Annotated in this window: 16 protein-coding genes; 4 read left to right on the top strand and 12 right to left on the bottom strand. The window is 34.0% G+C overall.

What is annotated here, in order from left to right; genetic code table 11:
• Positions 1-88: 88 nt before the first annotated feature.
• From EV145_RS16675 to EV145_RS16630, 10 genes are all read right to left on the bottom strand, one after another.
• Entirely contained in the window at positions 89-664 is a 576-nt protein-coding gene (locus EV145_RS16675; protein ID WP_133526333.1) for a Crp/Fnr family transcriptional regulator, read from the bottom strand.
• Positions 664-984 carry a DUF6370 family protein gene (locus EV145_RS16670; protein WP_133526332.1) on the bottom strand — a complete coding sequence of 107 codons (321 nt, stop codon included), beginning with the start codon at positions 982-984 and terminating at the stop codon, positions 664-666. The genes EV145_RS16675 and EV145_RS16670 overlap by 1 nt, the downstream gene beginning before the upstream one ends.
• 3 nt (positions 985-987) lie before the next feature.
• Positions 988-2,148 carry a formate-dependent phosphoribosylglycinamide formyltransferase gene (purT, locus tag EV145_RS16665; protein WP_133526331.1) on the bottom strand — a complete coding sequence of 387 codons (1,161 nt, stop codon included), beginning with the start codon at positions 2,146-2,148 and terminating at the stop codon, positions 988-990.
• 10 nt (positions 2,149-2,158) lie between these two features.
• Positions 2,159-2,632: a hypothetical protein gene (locus tag EV145_RS16660; RefSeq protein ID WP_133526330.1), complete on the bottom strand. Its 474-nt coding sequence runs from the start codon at positions 2,630-2,632 to the stop codon at positions 2,159-2,161.
• Positions 2,633-3,044: 412 nt separating this feature from the next.
• Positions 3,045-4,913 (bottom strand): peptidase U32 family protein, encoded by a 1,869-nt coding sequence (locus tag EV145_RS16655; protein ID WP_133526329.1) that lies wholly within the window; start codon positions 4,911-4,913, stop codon positions 3,045-3,047.
• 137 nt (positions 4,914-5,050) lie between these two features.
• On the bottom strand, positions 5,051-5,518 hold the full coding sequence (locus EV145_RS16650) for a hypothetical protein (RefSeq protein ID WP_133526328.1): 468 nt from the start codon (positions 5,516-5,518) through the stop codon (positions 5,051-5,053).
• A gap of 32 nt (positions 5,519-5,550) precedes the next feature.
• Positions 5,551-6,129 carry a hypothetical protein gene (locus tag EV145_RS16645; protein WP_133526327.1) on the bottom strand — a complete coding sequence of 193 codons (579 nt, stop codon included), beginning with the start codon at positions 6,127-6,129 and terminating at the stop codon, positions 5,551-5,553.
• A 129-nt stretch (positions 6,130-6,258) separates the two neighbouring features.
• Positions 6,259-6,714: a ferritin-like domain-containing protein gene (locus EV145_RS16640; RefSeq protein ID WP_133526326.1), complete on the bottom strand. Its 456-nt coding sequence runs from the start codon at positions 6,712-6,714 to the stop codon at positions 6,259-6,261.
• A gap of 368 nt (positions 6,715-7,082) precedes the next feature.
• Positions 7,083-8,273, bottom strand: coding sequence for a pyridoxal phosphate-dependent aminotransferase (locus EV145_RS16635; RefSeq protein ID WP_133526325.1), 1,191 nt, complete (start codon positions 8,271-8,273; stop codon positions 7,083-7,085).
• Between the two features lie 73 nt (positions 8,274-8,346).
• Positions 8,347-9,444, bottom strand: a complete 1,098-nt coding sequence (locus EV145_RS16630; protein ID WP_133526324.1) for a fatty acid desaturase family protein — start codon at positions 9,442-9,444, stop codon at positions 8,347-8,349.
• A 107-nt stretch (positions 9,445-9,551) separates the two neighbouring features.
• Here EV145_RS16630 and rsmG point away from each other — a divergent pair, with 107 nt between their 5' ends.
• Positions 9,552-10,181 carry a 16S rRNA (guanine(527)-N(7))-methyltransferase RsmG gene (gene rsmG / locus EV145_RS16625; RefSeq protein ID WP_133526323.1) on the top strand — a complete coding sequence of 210 codons (630 nt, stop codon included), beginning with the start codon at positions 9,552-9,554 and terminating at the stop codon, positions 10,179-10,181.
• Positions 10,182-10,263: 82 nt separating this feature from the next.
• Here the strand turns inward: rsmG and EV145_RS16620 are convergent, their stop codons facing one another.
• Entirely contained in the window at positions 10,264-10,995 is a 732-nt protein-coding gene (locus tag EV145_RS16620) for a hypothetical protein (RefSeq protein WP_133526322.1), read from the bottom strand.
• Positions 10,996-11,274: 279 nt separating this feature from the next.
• Here EV145_RS16620 and EV145_RS16615 point away from each other — a divergent pair, with 279 nt between their 5' ends.
• The 3 genes from EV145_RS16615 to EV145_RS16605 are packed head-to-tail and all read left to right on the top strand — an operon-like array spanning position 11,275 to position 14,801.
• Positions 11,275-12,333, top strand: a complete 1,059-nt coding sequence (locus EV145_RS16615) for a sensor histidine kinase (protein ID WP_133526321.1) — start codon at positions 11,275-11,277, stop codon at positions 12,331-12,333.
• Positions 12,330-13,046, top strand: coding sequence for a LytR/AlgR family response regulator transcription factor (locus EV145_RS16610; protein ID WP_133526320.1), 717 nt, complete (start codon positions 12,330-12,332; stop codon positions 13,044-13,046). The genes EV145_RS16615 and EV145_RS16610 overlap by 4 nt, the downstream gene beginning before the upstream one ends.
• A 12-nt stretch (positions 13,047-13,058) precedes the next feature.
• Positions 13,059-14,801: a CocE/NonD family hydrolase gene (locus EV145_RS16605; RefSeq protein WP_133526319.1), complete on the top strand. Its 1,743-nt coding sequence runs from the start codon at positions 13,059-13,061 to the stop codon at positions 14,799-14,801.
• 107 nt (positions 14,802-14,908) lie between these two features.
• Here the strand turns inward: EV145_RS16605 and pruA are convergent, their stop codons facing one another.
• Positions 14,909-16,534, bottom strand: a complete 1,626-nt coding sequence (gene pruA / locus EV145_RS16600; RefSeq protein ID WP_133526318.1) for an L-glutamate gamma-semialdehyde dehydrogenase — start codon at positions 16,532-16,534, stop codon at positions 14,909-14,911.
• Positions 16,535-16,690 lie beyond the last annotated feature (156 nt).

The raw sequence follows: 16,690 nt of genomic DNA, 5'->3' as shown, positions 1-16,690 counted from the left end.
ATATTAAGAAAGTTAAGCTTTATATCCTTAAAAAAATAAGAAAGATTAAGTCTAGCTTAATGAATCTTAATGTCTTAATGGTTTAATTTTACTTTTTCAAAAGTCTAGCTTTCATTTTACTGAAAAATTCGGGTGTTACGCCAATGAAAGAGGCGATCTGTTTTTGAGGAACTTTATGAACCAATGTTCCGTATTTTTTAGTGAATTTCTCAAAACGTTCTTCAGCAGGCAAACTTAAATTGTCCATTAATCGTTGTTGATTAGCAACTAATGAGTTCTCGATTAAAATTCTAAAAAAACGTTCCAGTTTTGGAATTTCAAGATATAATTGTTCTTGATTTTCTTTGGATAAAGAAACTACTTCGGCTTCTTCCAGAACTTCAATAAAAAGCTGTCCGGGTTTTTGCGAAAAAAAGCTGTACATATCGCTCATCCACCAGCCTTCGCAGGCAAAAGACAAAACGTGTTCAACAATATTATCGTTGATATTGAAACTTCTTAAAATTCCTGAGTTTACGAAATAAGAATGTTTGCAAACTTCGCCGGCGTTCAATAAAATTGTTTTGGCTTTATAAGTGTGCGTTTCTAATTTAGATAAAAAAACAGCTTGTTCTTCAGGCGTCAAAGAAACATGTTTGGCAATATTTTCAAGAATTAACGCCATTATTTTTTCTCGTCTATTAAGGTAAATGAAGTTGCGACAAAGCGGTCTTTTACAATTGAACCTGTAACAGAAGCTTTTCTGATGGCATTACAAAAGCCATCTTTTGCGTGTGCATCGCCATGCTGATCGATTTTTGTTCCGTCAACAAAATACGATTTCCCGTCGATACGAACGGCTAAATCACAGCTTTTGCCTTTCATTCCAAATTGGCATTCGCCACAAGAAGCTTCTACAATTGTTGGTTTGTCAATTACTTTTTTTGATTGAGCCTGAGCTGCAATTCCGATAAACAGGAAAAGCACGAATATAAGTTTTTTCATTTTTTAAGAATTTACAGTTATTAATTTTGCCGTTTCTTTGGCGCGTTCGGTTACGTTTTCGATTGGAGTTGCCAGTGAATCGTGGCTTAAAACAACTCCCATTCGGCGGTACGGTCTTGAAGTTGGTTTTCCAAAAATCCTGAAATCAGTTTTTGGTAAAGCAGCTACTTTTTCGATTCCGTTAAATGTTGGATTTGTAGAATCTTCTGATGCTAAAATTACAGCACTTGCTCCAGCTTTTTCTAAAGTAATTTCAAAAATTGGAAGACTTAAAATAGCTCTTAAATGTAATTCAAATTCGTTGAAATTCTGAGTTCCGGCCAGAGTTACCATTCCGGTATCGTGCGGACGTGGAGAAAGTTCGGAAAAATAAACGCCTTCATTGGTTAGGAAAAATTCAACGCCAAAAAGTCCTGGGCCACCAAGTGCTTCGGTAATTTTTTCGGCCATATCCTGTGCTTGGTATAAATCGGCTTCAGAGACTTGTGCTGGTTGCCAGCTTTCTTGATAATCACCGCGTTCTTGTCTGTGGCCAATTGGAGCGCAAAATAAAGTTGGATTATTATTCTGCGTTATTGTTAAAAGAGTAATCTCTGAATTAAAATCAACAAATGCTTCAACAATAACTTCGATAACATCGCCACGAGAACCTGCAACGGCATATTGCCATGCTTTTTCGATATCACTTTCGGTTTTAATTGTCGATTGTCCTTTTCCGGATGAAGACATTAAAGGTTTTACTACACACGGAATTCCAACTTCCAGGACTGCTTTTTGCAATTCTTCTGCCGAAGTTGCGTATTGATATTTAGCGGTTTTTAAACCTAATTCTTTTGAAGCCAAATCGCGAATAGCTTTACGGTTCATGGTAAAGTTTGCTGCTTTCGCTGAAGGAACAACTGTAATTCCTTGTTTTTCGTAATCATAGAAACGTTCAGTACGAATGGCTTCTATTTCAGGAACTATAAAATCAGGTTTGTGTTTGGCTACGATTCGGTCAAGTGCTTCGCCATCGAGCATATTGATCACTTCAAAACCGTGAGCAACTTGCATTGCCGGAGCATTTTCGTAGCTATCAACAGCAATTATAGTTTGTCCGATTCGTTGTGCGGCAATGGCAAATTCTTTGCCTAATTCACCTGAACCGAGGAGTAGTATCTTCATTTTGTTTCGTTTAATATTGAGATTTTAAGCTTTGTTTTACAATTATAATACTAGTAAAAATGGTTAATACAATTAATGTAACCGACACGGATAAAATCATTATTAATGAAAATAGAATTTCATAAAAAAATTGTGAAGGTAAAGCAACGGACATTCCATTAATTAATAATCCAATAATATAAATTGTAAAAAGAGCTATGATTATTTTAGAACTTACTTCAAATGTAAATTGTGAGCAAGCTTCATATTTAGTTGATTGAGTTAAAGAAGAACTTATGTTTTTACCGGATTGCCAAAAAATAAATACGATAAAAATTGGAAATAAACCTCCCCAAAAAACAGGGCTTCCATTAATACCAAAATCTGCTATTGATTTTAGTGGCCAGACAAAAAAGTTTACGGAAAATATTAAAAACGGAAAAATAGAACACACAAAAAGTCCAGCAATAATTGAATATTTATGGATGTTACTTTTTGTTTCCATTTAAATTTAGTTTTGAGAGTAAAGATAAAAAAATGGATTTTAATCTCACGCAGATTTTGGAGATTCAGCAGATTAATTTAAATGGAAATTTAATTTTTTAAAATAAAGTAACCATTAAGTATGTCATTTCGACGAAGGAGAAATCCCCGCGAGAAGCTCGACAAAGATTGGCTTATTGGACCGGATTTACTTGCGAGGATTTCTCCTTCGTCGAAATGACAAGATTGTGGAAGTATTTGTGGATAGCAAACGAAAATTTTCTCGCTTTACCGCGCTTGCGTGAGGGATAGAAGTGGAAAGCCCACAGCCGTGAGGAACGAACAGGCGAGGACTTGTAACGGATAACCCGGCCCGGAGGGACACGCCCAAATAAAAAAACCGATACTTCTTTTAAAAGTATCGGTTTGTATTATTAATGAAAATGATCTTCTTCAATCTCAAATTCGGCATCTTTTTCCCAAATTTCCATTTCACAAGGTTTGCAGTTGAATTTTAGTTTGTATTCAAGCTCGCCTTGTTTTAATACCAATGGCTCTTTTACCTTGACACCTACGATATCTTTTTGGTGTATCGGACATTTTTTTAATTCGTATTTGATACAATATTTCGTTGTCATTACACGAGATTTTCCTGGATCCCATTGTAATTCGAATGCTTTTTCGATTTCGGTAACACCGTGGCGTTCGTAGAATTTACGAGCCGTTTTGTTCGAAACGTTGTACATGAAATCCAGTTTGGTTTCAGGATACGGATGTGACGTTTTTACCATTTGGTGTTCTTCGCGTTTGTAGTTTGCCAAACGAATTTCGCTTAACTGATCGTAAACAGTTCTTCGCATTTCGTTGATTTTTGAAATAGGAAGGAACCAGTTTTGCGAGAACATAATATTAATTTCATCAGCAGTATAAGGCGTAAAACCTGTTTTTGCTAATTGTGTTTTGATGTTTTCTTCGATTGATTCGCCAGTTTTGGTCTGCTCTTTTGCGTGTTCTAAATTTACGATACTTACATTTCCGTCTTCGTCGGTAGCGATTAATTCGAAACCAGTTTCAGTTTCTGTAAGTAATAAAGTCGTGCTTAATTTACGAACGGCGCTGTCCTCTCTTTCAACAATTTTGATGAAAGCGGCGTCGTTATTTCTGTATATGAAAGTTCCGTCTTTTACTTCTTTTAGAACGTTCGGGTAAATTTTACCGTTTTCGGCTTTGTTTACGTAGATTCCGTCTGCTTCATTATTTTCGTTGATGAAGCAAAGTCCGTCACCGTTGTTTAATAATTCACCATTTTCAATCTCGTAAGCATTTCCAACCGTTCTAAGTAATTTACCAATATATTGTCCTTTTGATTTTGGGCTTTCCCAAGAACCAATGGAACTGTATCTTTCGTTAACGAAATAATCCGTATAACCGCGGTTGAAAGTTCTGTTCAGTGCAGAATCAAAAGTATAGGTACATTTTCCAGACGAAGCTTTGGTATATTTATCGCTTCCTTCCAGATAACTGTCTAATTTTTGACGTAAGTACGAAACATTGTTTTTAACGTAAGCTACATCTTTTAATCTTCCTTCAATTTTAAAAGAAACGATTCCTGCTTCAATCAAATTCGGAATCTGATCTGAAACATCTAAATCTTTTATCGAAAGCAAGTGGCTGTTTTTAATTAAAGTTTCTCCGTTTCCGTCGATTAAGTTATACGGCAAGCGACAGTTTTGAGCACAAGAGCCACGATTGGCGCTTCGTTCTCCGTTCGCCACACTCATATAACAATTTCCGCTGAAGGATACACATAACGCTCCAGTTACGAAAAACTCTAATTCAACATCAGCATGGTCGTAAATCGTTTTAATTTGATGCAGGTTTAATTCGCGGGCTAAAACCACACGTTTTATTCCGGCATCTTTAAGGAATTTAATTTTATCGGCGTCACGATTATTGGCTTGTGTGCTGGCGTGAAGTACGATAGGAGGCAAGTCCATTTCCATAATCGCCATATCCTGAATAATCAGTGCATCAACACCAATATCGTATAATTCCCAAATCATTGAGCGACAAGTCTCTAATTCGTTGTCGTACAAAATGGTATTCATAACCACAAAAACCTGTGCGTTAAATAAGTGTGCGTATTTTACAAGTTCAGCCACATCTTCGATAGAGTTGTTGGCATTAGAACGTGCACCAAACTGTGGCGCACCAATATATACAGCATCGGCACCACTGTTTATGGCCGCGATTCCTCCAATTAAATCTCTAGCAGGAGCTAATATTTCGATTTTCTTCTTCATTTCTAAAACTTTAGACTTTTGTGGTATTCCCGAAAAAAAGTGTGCAAAGGTCTTATAAAATATTCTAGTTTGCTAATGATAGAGGGATTTTTTTGAAATTGTTAACTTAATATGGAATGATGATAGTTAAATTTCTCTTATTGATGAAATTTATCAAATTCCTTTCTTTCTTTATTGGAGAAATAAAATTTAGCTCCAGTTTGTTTTACTACTATATCGAAATCTCGTTTTATTGAAAAACTTGTTTCAAAAACTGTTGCTATCACTATTTCAAGACTAAATAATATTGTAGCAATTATGTAAATGACTATCAATAGTCTTCTTTTCAATTTTATTTTAGAAATGAATTTGTTTGTCAAAAATAAAATTGCAAATACAACAATAAAATAAACAATAAAATCGATTAAGAATTCCATTATAAAATATTGTTCAGCCATCGAAGTGTAAAATGCAGGAGACTTATAAATTAATGGGAATCCGTACATAACACCGTCAGTTCCATCGACAACATCAGCAATCCACCATTTTGTAAAAAGTATGAATGTGATGATGGTTAAGGGAAGAGCTAGTTTTAAAATTACCCTCGAATTTGCTTTTTCATTCATTTCGTCAGATTTTATACTATTTCTGATACAGTTTAATCTAAAGGAAAAGTAAATCCTGCTTCAACAGCTCCACACATTTGATCGACTGAAGAATGGTAATAGTAACTAAATGCTAGTTCAACATTGTGTTTAGGCCCAAGTGCTAATCCTATAGTTACGGGTACATGTGGTAAGATGCCACTTTTTTCTAGGTTGCTTGTTGGTGTAATGGTTTCGAATTTACCGACCGAAGCTCCAAGTCCGACTTCAAAAAATGGAGCAATCCATGGAATAGGCGCACATATACGCGCTTTTCCACCAATCATTAAAGCTTTTGAAGATATTTGATAAGTAGGCTGGCCAGGCTGATTGCCATTTTTGTCTGGTGAAGTAATAATAATTGCGGCATATGGTCGTAAGCCAAACCATTTTGTGATACCATATACATATTCGCCATGCACGTAAAAGCCATGGCCGGTTAGTGCTGCGTCATCTTCATAATCTAATGCCGATAATCCTAAACCGGCAGAAACGGTAATAAATTGCCCTTTTTTTGGTTGTGCATAGGTACTAGTAGAAAAGAAAATAATAAAAAAAACACATGTAAAAATACTGCGTAAAGTTGAGGTCATAGAAATAGTTTTGGTTAGAAATTGGTTGCGACTAAAATAAGATTTATTTTTTAGTTTTAACAAAAAACAAAAAAACTGCTCAGTTATTTAAACGAAGCAGTTTTCTTAAAATAAAAAGCTTCAATGATATTAAATCCCTCTCATTTTAATTTGTGATAAAGTGTTTTGAATACTGTTTAACTGTTTTGAAACAATGTACACCTGACTGTGTTCAAGATGATTTTCTTCGAGTGCTGCTTTGTATTTTTCAATTGCAGCCTCTTCACCAGTGACACAAGCGTTGATAATTGCTTTAGTATCGCCTCCTGTAAATGATGATTTAATATCAATCCATGTGCGGTGCAAAGCGCCTAAAGGTCCGCCACCAGAAGTGTCTGTTGATTTACCTAGTTTGTTGATTTCGTCTTGTAGTTCTACAATAAATAAAGCACGTTCGCGGGCGTAATCAAGAAAATCGGCTTTCATGGCTAGATTTTCTACATGTTCAGCAGCGTTTGTATATCCTAGCTTTCCGTCTTCAAGAATTGAAATTAATCCATTCAAGGTTTTTACGGTTTCATCTGTATTTACATCTGTATTTGTCATGACTAATAGTTTTTTAATTAATACATTACAAAGTTGGCGATTTATAAGGCGTTCTGTTTTATAGGATTACAATTGTGGTTTTACAATATTGTGGAATGGAAATTTTGTAACTCTCAATTTAGGTTTCATGCAGATCTAGTGGATTTAATTGATTTTTTTCTTTTGAAATTGATATATCTCGTTTATTGTTTTGCGTGAGGGATAGCAGTGGAAAGCCCACAGCCTGACGAAGGAAGTGCGAGGACTTGTAACGAATAGCCCGACCCGGAGGGGCACGCCCAAAATAATCCCATAAAAAAAACAGCTTAAAGTATAAAAGTGATGAAACTTTTGAACCTTAAGCCGTTTTAATAAAACCTATAATATTGTTATGCAGTCAAAGCTTCTTTGATTCTGCGTAATGCTTCTGTTAAAATGTCGTTGCTTGTTGCGTAAGAGAAACGAATGCAGTTTGGATTTCCAAAAGCGTCTCCAGTTACTGTTGCAACGTTTGCTTCAGATAAAAGATACATTGAAACATCGTTTGCATCTTTAATCTCAGTTCCTTTTAAAGTTTTTCCGAAGAAAGAAGAAACGTCTGGGAATACGTAGAATGCACCTTCTGGAACATTGATTTTTACTCCTGGGATTTCTTTTAATAGTCCAACAACTAAATCTCTACGACCATGGAAAGCTTGAACCATTTCGTTTAATACGCTTGGATCAGCATCTACAGCGGTAATTGTAGCGCGCTGCGCCACAGAGTTTGCTCCAGATGTTACTTGTCCTTGAATTTTTGTACACGCTTTTGCGATAAATTCTGGTGCTCCAATATAACCAATTCTGTATCCTGTCATTGCAAATGCTTTTGCAACTCCGTTTACAGTAATTGTTTTTTCTAGCATTCCTGGTATAGAACCGATACTGCAGAAAGTTCCTGAGAAATTGATATGCTCATAAATTTCATCGGCAACTACATAAATATTTGGGTGTTTTTCTAAAACTTTTGCAAGTGCTGTTAATTCTTCTCTGCTGTAAACAGATCCTGATGGATTACATGGAGAAGAAAACCACATCATTTTTGTTTTTGGTGTGATTGCAGCTTCTAATTGCTCTGGCGTAATTTTGAAATCTGTTTCAACAGAAGTTGGAACTTCAACTGGAACGCCACCAGAAAGTTTTACGATTTCGAAATAAGAAACCCAGTAAGGTGCTGGTAAAATTACCTCGTCACCGTCGTTTAACATTACTTGCGCAATGTTGTATAATGATTGTTTTGCTCCTGTAGAAACTACAATTTGAGATGGTTTGTACTCTAAATTATTGTCTCTTTTGAATTTTCTGCAGATTGCCTCTCTTAAATCCAAATAACCTTCTACTGGAGAATATGTACTGTAGTTGTCGTCGATTGCCTTTTTTGCTGCTTCTTTAATGAAGTCTGGCGTATTAAAATCTGGCTCGCCTAAACTTAAACTGATAATGTCTTTTCCTTGTGCTTTTAATTCGCGTGCCAATGCAGCCATTGCTAATGTCTGTGAAGTAGCAAGATTGTTGATTCTGTCCGAAAGAATATGATTCATTATAAAATTTTTGATGTCCTTAATTTGATGCGCTTATTAAGGAAGGTTAATTATTAATAGATTTTTTTTTAGTTTATACAGATAATTCAGGTTTCATTCCAAGATCACGCAAATGCTTAAAGTGAGCAATTACGGCATCTGTCATGGTTTTGTATTCGTAATAAGGTAAGTTGCATTCTTTTGCAGTTTCTTTTACAATTTTTGCGATTTTACCATAATGAATATGACTGATATTTGGAAAAATATGATGTTCAATTTGGTGGTTTAATCCGCCAGTATACCAGTTTACGATTGCGTTTTTAGGCGCAAAATTGGTAGTCGTAAACAATTGGTGAATTGCCCAAGTATTATCCATTTCTCCTAATTCGTTTGGAGATGGATTTGTAGTTTCTTCTACAACGTGCGCTAATTGAAAAACAACACTCAGAATTAATCCTGCAGTATAATGCATTACGAAAAATCCAATTAAAACTTTCCACCATGTAATTCCGATAACCAATGGAAGAACAATCCAGATAGAAACATAAATTACTTTAGTTATGATTAAAGTTGTCCAAAGAATTTTGGGACTTTTTGGTTCTCCGTACGATAATTTTCTTTTTAAGTAACTTCTCATTTGCTTAAAATCGGTTGTAATAGCCCAATTGAAAGTCAATAATCCGTATAAGAAAACAGAATAATAATGTTGAAAACGGTGAAAACTATGCCATTTTGCATCTTTTGTAAAACGGATAATTCTTCCGGCATCTAAATCTTCGTCGTGTCCGGGAATATTAGTATAAGTATGGTGTAATACGTTATGTTGTACCTGCCAGTTGTAAACGTTTCCGGCTAAAACATAAATAGTTCCACCCATAAACTTGTTGATCCAGCTTTTGGTTGAAAACGAACCGTGATTTCCATCGTGCATTACGTTCATTCCAACTCCGGCCATTCCAATTCCGATAACGATTGACAAAAGCAACATTACCCAAAAAGGCATATTAAGTGTAAGGATTAAAAAATAAGGCGTTAAAAATACAGCGAAAAGAATAACAGCTTTTAAATGCAGTTTCCAATTTCCAGTTTTCTGGATATTATTTTCTTTGAAGTAATTGTTTACGCGAGAGTTAAGTGTTCTGAAAAACTTCAGATTGTCTTGTCTCGCAAATGTAGGTGCAGGGTTATTCATAATTATTTTAAATAGTTTTCAAAGGTAATTATTATAAATTCTCAATTTGCAAAATTGAGTTAAATATTTCAATCGTAAAGTAGTACTTTTGTTAAAAAATTTGAGCAATGGATGAGATATTGAAATATTTTCCAGATTTGACCGATATTCAAATCAAACAATTTCAACAATTAGACTTTTTGTACCACGATTGGAATGAAAAAATCAATGTCATTTCTAGAAAAGACATCGATTCATTATATACAAAACACATTTTGCATTCTTTAGGAATTGCCAGAATCATGAAATTTGAACCTGGAGCAACTGTTTTAGATGTTGGAACCGGCGGCGGTTTTCCTGGAATTCCGTTAGCGATTCTTTTTCCTGAAACTCGTTTTTATTTAATTGATGTTATTGCAAAAAAAATAAAAGTAGTGCAGGGCGTTGCCGAGGCACTAGAATTAAAAAATGTAAAAGCAGAACAAAAACGTGCTGAATTGGTAAAAGGCGATTTTGATTTTATAGTAAGTCGCGCTGTAACTAATATGCCTGATTTTGTTTCTTGGATTCATGATAAAATTAAAAAGCAGCACAAGCATACACTGAAAAATGGTATTCTATATTTAAAAGGCGGTGATTTGGAAGAAGAATTAAAAGATTTTCCAAATGCCACTTTATATGATTTGGCAGATCATTTTGATGATGAATTTTTTGAAACTAAAAAAGTGGTGCATTTGCCATTAAAGTTTAAACCATAAATTAAAGATTAAAAGAATTATAACCCGGATAGAACTAATAAAGTTCTTCCGGGTTATTTTTTTGAATTAATAGTAATCAAGATTAAGATGCTTTTTTTGCTAAATGCAAAAAAGGATTCGCTTTATGATCTAAATTGTTGATGAAATTATGCAGCGCTATTTCGCAAGCTGCAGGCGTGTAATGAAATTTTGAATCAAAGAAAAATTCTCGGCATATAACATTTTCGTGAGATGAATCATAAACGTCTTCGTCGCTTTGGTCAGCATCTTTAGAATTATACGAACAAGGATATGAGTTCAGTAAAGCTGCAATGGTATCATTGAACCATTTGTCGAAAAACTTTTTCTTTGGTGTAATATGATGCGCTAATAAAATTAAACCAATTAGCTCGTTTTGAAGGAAATAAGAACCTTTTCTATATCTTACATCTATCATTCGTACGTTCATTAGTGCAACCCATAAAGGTCCGTTTATCGAACCAGAATCTGAAATATTCAAATCAGTATCAAAAACCAATGGATCTGTTTCGTGCAAATTATGAATAGAGCACCAAAGCGCTTCTATACGTTTTTGAATGTCATTTGTTGCTGTAGAATATCCGGTAAAACGCCATGAAACCCATTCTAATAAAGCTGCTGTTAGTCCCATGCAGGCTTTGTGACCAATTTGAGACAGTACGTTTTCTAATTCTTCATTTCCTTCTAATGGATCCAAAAACATTTCCATCTTTTTGTTATTCCATTTAAAATCAATAGAATGTCCGACACTTTTTGATTTTAAAATTATTTCAGGTACATTGTTTAGGTTTCTCATATGCTATTATTTATGATGTAATAAAAATTATTTTTTTGAAAGCAAATTTATAGGTGTGTTGCTCTTTTGAATGGAACAAGAAGTTTTAAAAATGATAGAATAAGATTTTTTGATTTTTTAATACGCTGATTTTTAATTAAATAAGAAAAGTATTACAAATTATATTGTTGTAATCTGAAATGTTCATTCGTCACCTATTATTTTTCTTTCATGTACTTTTATTTGTCCATTATATAGTAGAGAAATACCTTTACTACAGCACACTAATATCTTTATACTTTGGAAATAACTAAAACAATATCGACGTACTGGAAAATTCAGATTCTTGGATGGATTACAGCTTCTTTGTATTGGGGATTTCAGGCTTTTTTTACTGGAATTTTTATCTGGAAGATTGGCTTTGCCGATTTAATATTTGATGTATCAATCGGTATTGCATTAACTCATCTTTATAGAAATTTTGCTTTAAAAAAGGAATGGATAAAATTAAATTTAAAACAATTGGTGCCCAGAATGGTTTTGGCTGTTTTAATACTTTCCGTGTTTTATATGGTTTTGATTGTTACTAAACTCTATTGGATTCGCTTGGTTGTTTTAAAGAATCCAGTCTCATTTATAATGTTCTTTAAATCTTCCTATTTAAACATTTTTATAACAGGAACAAGACTCATGTCTATTTGGATATTGGCCTATCATCTTTATCATTATTCAAGACTTGAATTGCAAACAGTAAAAGAAAATACCAGATTGTCACTTATAATAAAAGAAGCGCAACTGAATAATCTAACCGCACAGCTTAATCCGCATTTCTTTTTTAACTCGTTAAATAATATAAAATTTCTGGTACTAGAAAATCCGCATGTAGCCAGAAGAGCAATCGATCTTTTATCGGAACTGTTGAGAAATTCTTTAAACAATAATATTGTAAGATTAGTAAGCTTGAATGATGAAATGAATCTGGTTCGTGATTATTTGGAATTAGAAAAAATTCGGTTTGAGGAGCGTCTGCAAATTAAAATTGAAACCAATGTTGATACATCAAAACATTTAATTCTGCCTTTGAGTATTCAGTCGCTGGTTGAGAATGCAATAAAACACGGAATTGAAAAAAGAAAAAGCGGTGGTTTCATTAACGTGAAAGTCGAAGAGGCGAACAATTTTGTGAAAATCTATGTTGAGAATTCAGGCAAATTAAATAGTGAGATTAATAATTCAGGTATCGGTTTAAATAATCTGAGAGAAAGACTTTTGCTGCAATATAATGGAAATGCTTCTTTTGAAATTAAGGAGATGGAGAATGAAACGATTTTAGCAACTATTTTAATACCAGCAGAATGAAAACGATAAAAGTGATAATAGTTGATGATGAACGTTTGTCCAGAGAAGAACTGAAAAGGGCATTACGAATGTATGAAGATTTTGTTCTTGTAGGCGAAGCTGAAAATGCGGATGATGCCAAGGTATTAATTGAAGAAAAAATCCCCGATTTGATTTTTTTAGATATTTCGATGCCCGAGAAATCCGGATTCGATTTATTAGAATCCTTAGATAATGTTCCGGAAGTATTGTTTATTACGGCTCATAATCAGTTTGCTGTGCAAGCGTTTGAAGTAAATGCTTTAGATTATTTAATGAAACCTATTAGAGAAGAACGGTTTTCTAAAGCAATTGAAAAAATAAGGAAAACAGTAAAATCTAAATCGGCTTTAACAAATGTTTTGAGCGACAGAAAAATTTTCATTAAAGATGGAGAGAAAAGATTCTTCATTCAATTAGATGAAATTTATTTAATTGAATCACTTGAAAATTATACAAGACTCTTTTTTCAAGGAAACAAAGCGCTTCAAAGGCGTTCTCTCCGACAATGGGAAGAAATGTTAGATGAAGCTATTTTTTTCAGAATTAACAGAACTGAAATTATAAATATTAAATACATACAGGATATCAATAGTACAAATGATGGCGGACTTGAAGTAAAACTTAAAACCGGAGAAGTATTAAAAGTATCCAAACGACAATCAGCAAGATTCAAAAAAAGTAATGGGATTTAATACAACTATTCAATGAAAACAATTTTAAATTTTGTATTTCTTATTTTTTTAGTATCAAATACATTCTCACAACAAACCAAGGCAGTAAAATCAGAAGATTTAAAAAGTGCTTACGATATTCAGGATAGCGTAATGATTGAAACCCGAGACGGTGCATTTATCTCGGCAATGGTGGTGCAAAAAAAAGGAGTTTCTAGTCCAAGACCAATACTATTTCAATTTACGATTTATGTCAGAGATAAAGGAAGAGATATCAAATCTTTAAAAGAAGCAGCAGACAACGGTTATGTAGGCGTAATTGCTTATACAAGAGGAAAGCGATTTAGTCAAAGTGAAATAATTCCTTATGAAAATGATGGCAATGATGCGTACGATGTTATTGATTGGATCAGTAAACAAAAATGGTGCAACGGAAGTGTAGGAATGTATGGTGGCAGTTATAACGGATTTACACAATGGGCAGTTTGTAAAAAAATGCATCCGGCGCTTAAAACGATAGTTCCATATGTTGCCAACAGACCCGGAATGGGGCTGCCAATGGAAAATAATGTTTTTATAAATCCTAATTATGAATGGTCGTTTTATGTTGGAAACAACAAATATTTGGACACAATAGCCGGAAATGATAGACAACGTTTTAGGAAAATGCAATGGAAATGGTGGGAAACGGGTGAAGCTTATAAGAAAATGGACAGCATCGACGGAACCCCGAATAGACTTTTTCAAAGATGGATCAAACATGCTTCATTTGACAAATATTGGCAAAAAATGGCACCGTACAAAAATGATTTTAGCCAAATAAATATTCCCGTATTAGTTTTTGACGGATATTACAATGATTCTCAAAATTCCAGTTTGTACTATGTAAGAGAGCTTCAAAAATACAATCCCAAAACTCCAGTTTATGTAATTATTGGGCCGTACGGTCATTTTGGGACTCAAGTAGGGGGCGAAAAGGAATTGTACGATTACAAAGTTGATCCTGTAGCTTTAATTAATATTAAAAAAATAACCTACCAATGGTTTGATTATATTCTGAAAAATGGTGCAAAACCAGAAATGCTCAAAGACAAAATTAACTATGAAGTTATGGGGGCAAACGAGTGGAGAAGTGCTTCCTCTCTCGATAAAATGACTAATGGTTTTCTTAAATTGTATTTAACCGAACAGAAATCAGGGAGTTTTTATGTTTTAAAAGATGAAAAACCAACTCAGAAAAAGTATCTGTACCAAGAAGTTGATTTTGCTGACAGGCAAATCCAAAATAATGAGTATTATCCAGATCCTATTATTAGAAAAGAAATTGACACAACAAATGGTTTTGCTTTTATAAGTGAACCGCTGAAAGAATCGGTTTTGATTAATGGTTCTTTTTTAGGTGAAATAAAAGCGAGTATCAATAAAAAAGATATGGATATTGGAGTGACTTTATATGAAGTAATGCCAAATGGAGAATATTTTCATTTGTCTTATTTCTTAGGACGTGCGAGTTATGCTAAAGATATTACCACAAGAAATTTACTCAAACCAAATGAAGTTGAATCTATTCCTTTTTCAAATACTCATTTAGTCAGTAAACAACTAAGCAAAGGAAGTCGTTTGCTAGTGGTTATCAATGTCAATAAAAATCCGTTTTCTCAATTAAATTATGGAACAGGAAAAGAGGTCAGTGATGAAACAATTGAAGATGCAAAAGAACCATTAAAAGTAAAATGGTATAATGATAGTTTTGTAAAAATTCCAATCTGGAAATAAAAAGGATTAAAAGCAAAAGCCGAATCTAAATTTAGATTCGGCTTTTTTATATAGACAAAGTTTCTAAAACTTGAAACCTGAAACTTTTTTAAACTTGAAACAAATTATTATCCTAAAAACGGATATCTATAATCTTCTGGAGTTACAAAAGTTTCTTTAATAGTTCTTGGAGAAGCCCAACGCAATAAGTTCAAAGCAGAACCTGCTTTATCGTTTGTTCCAGAAGCTCTTGCACCACCAAAAGGCTGCATTCCAACAACTGCTCCAGTTGGTTTGTCATTGATGTAGAAGTTACCAGCAGCATTTTGCAATTTAGTAGTAGCTACTTCAATAGCATAACGGTCCTGGCTGAAAACTGCTCCAGTTAAAGCGTACTCAGAAGTAGTGTCAACTAATTCTAAAGTCTCTTCCCATTTAGCATCTTCGTAAACATAAATCGTGATAACTGGTCCAAACAACTCAGTTTCCATTGTAGTATATTTTGGGTTTGTAGTAACAATAACCGTTGGCTCAATAAAGTACCCAACCGATTTATCATAATTTCCACCAATAATAATTTCAGCATCAGCATCTTTTTTAGCTTGATCGATATAACTAGCTAATTTATCAAAAGAACCTTCGTGAATAACTGCAGTAATGAAGTTTCCAAAATCTTCTGGAGAACCCATTTTCATAGATTTTACATCAGCAATCAATTGTTCCTTTACAGCTGGCCATAAACTTTGTGGAATATAAGCTCTAGATGCAGCAGAACATTTTTGACCTTGGAATTCAAAAGCGCCACGCGTAATACCCGTAACAACTTGTTTTACGTTTGCGCTTGGGTGAGCAATGATAAAATCTTTACCACCAGTTTCACCAACGATTCTTGGGTATGTTTTATAATTGTGGATGTTCGCTCCAATTTTAGCCCAAATATCTTTAAAAACGTGAGTTGAACCTGTAAAGTGAACACCAGCAAAATCACGGCTAGCCAAAACAGTATCCGTAATCATTAGAGCATCTCCAAAAACTACATTGATAACTCCGTCAGGAACTCCAGCTTCTTTGAAAACGTCAAGAATAATTTTTGTAGAAAATACTTGGCTGTCGCTTGGTTTCCAAACTACAACGTTACCCATCATAGCAGCACTTGCAGGAAGATTTGCAGCAATAGCAGTAAAGTTAAAAGGAGTAATTGCGTAAACAAAACCTTCAAGAGGTCTGTATTCTAAACGGTTCCAAACAGTAGAATCTGATTTTGGCTGATCGTTGTAGATTTGAGTCATAAACTCAACATTATAACGTAAAAAGTCAATTAATTCACAAGAAGCATCAATTTCTGCTTGGTGAATATTTTTAGATTGACCAATCATAGTTGCAGCATTAATACGCGCTCTGTAAGGACCAGCGATTAATTCAGCAGCTTTTAAGAAAATAGCAGCACGTTGTTCCCATGCCATATTTGCCCATGCTTTTCTTGATTCAAGAGCATTTGCAATTGCTTTTTCGATATGTTGTTTTTCAGCTAAATGATACTTTCCAACTACATGTTTATGATCATGAGGAGCTGTAATATTTCTTGTGTTTCCAGTTCTAATTTCTTCGCTTCCAATGTGTAATGGAACGTCAATTTGAGAATTCCACATTGTGGTGTACGCTGCTTGAACAGCTGCTTTTTCTGGTGAGTTCGGTGCGTAGCTTTTTACAGGCTCGTTTACCGCTTTTGGTACATGAAAGAATCCTTTTAACATGGGATAAATTATTTTAAAATTTACGAATTGTTTAATTTTTTACAAAAGTACAAATGATAATTTGATTATATCACAATACAATATTAAAAAGTTGTAATTTAATAAACTAATTGCATCAAGTTGTAAAACAGGTCTTTATATAAAGCTTTAAATTTG

The organism is Flavobacterium sp. 245 (assembly GCF_004362055.1).
Taxonomy (GTDB): Bacteria; Bacteroidota; Bacteroidia; order Flavobacteriales; family Flavobacteriaceae; genus Flavobacterium.
This window is presented reverse-complemented; position numbering and strand designations above follow the sequence as displayed.

What these genes read in the sequence shown, in the direction of transcription:
- EV145_RS16675 (WP_133526333.1), bottom strand. Translation starts at nt 664, where the DNA reads ATGGCGTTAATTCTTGAAAATATTGCCAAACATGTTTCTTTGACGCCT.
- EV145_RS16670 (WP_133526332.1), bottom strand. Translation starts at nt 984, where the DNA reads ATGAAAAAACTTATATTCGTGCTTTTCCTGTTTATCGGAATTGCAGCT.
- purT (WP_133526331.1), bottom strand. Translation starts at nt 2,148, where the DNA reads ATGAAGATACTACTCCTCGGTTCAGGTGAATTAGGCAAAGAATTTGCC.
- EV145_RS16660 (WP_133526330.1), bottom strand. Translation starts at nt 2,632, where the DNA reads ATGGAAACAAAAAGTAACATCCATAAATATTCAATTATTGCTGGACTT.
- EV145_RS16655 (WP_133526329.1), bottom strand. Translation starts at nt 4,913, where the DNA reads ATGAAGAAGAAAATCGAAATATTAGCTCCTGCTAGAGATTTAATTGGA.
- EV145_RS16650 (WP_133526328.1), bottom strand. Translation starts at nt 5,518, where the DNA reads ATGAATGAAAAAGCAAATTCGAGGGTAATTTTAAAACTAGCTCTTCCC.
- EV145_RS16645 (WP_133526327.1), bottom strand. Translation starts at nt 6,129, where the DNA reads ATGACCTCAACTTTACGCAGTATTTTTACATGTGTTTTTTTTATTATT.
- EV145_RS16640 (WP_133526326.1), bottom strand. Translation starts at nt 6,714, where the DNA reads ATGACAAATACAGATGTAAATACAGATGAAACCGTAAAAACCTTGAAT.
- EV145_RS16635 (WP_133526325.1), bottom strand. Translation starts at nt 8,273, where the DNA reads ATGAATCATATTCTTTCGGACAGAATCAACAATCTTGCTACTTCACAG.
- EV145_RS16630 (WP_133526324.1), bottom strand. Translation starts at nt 9,444, where the DNA reads ATGAATAACCCTGCACCTACATTTGCGAGACAAGACAATCTGAAGTTT.
- rsmG (WP_133526323.1), top strand. Translation starts at nt 9,552, where the DNA reads ATGGATGAGATATTGAAATATTTTCCAGATTTGACCGATATTCAAATC.
- EV145_RS16620 (WP_133526322.1), bottom strand. Translation starts at nt 10,995, where the DNA reads ATGAGAAACCTAAACAATGTACCTGAAATAATTTTAAAATCAAAAAGT.
- EV145_RS16610 (WP_133526320.1), top strand. Translation starts at nt 12,330, where the DNA reads ATGAAAACGATAAAAGTGATAATAGTTGATGATGAACGTTTGTCCAGA.
- EV145_RS16605 (WP_133526319.1), top strand. Translation starts at nt 13,059, where the DNA reads ATGAAAACAATTTTAAATTTTGTATTTCTTATTTTTTTAGTATCAAAT.
- pruA (WP_133526318.1), bottom strand. Translation starts at nt 16,534, where the DNA reads ATGTTAAAAGGATTCTTTCATGTACCAAAAGCGGTAAACGAGCCTGTA.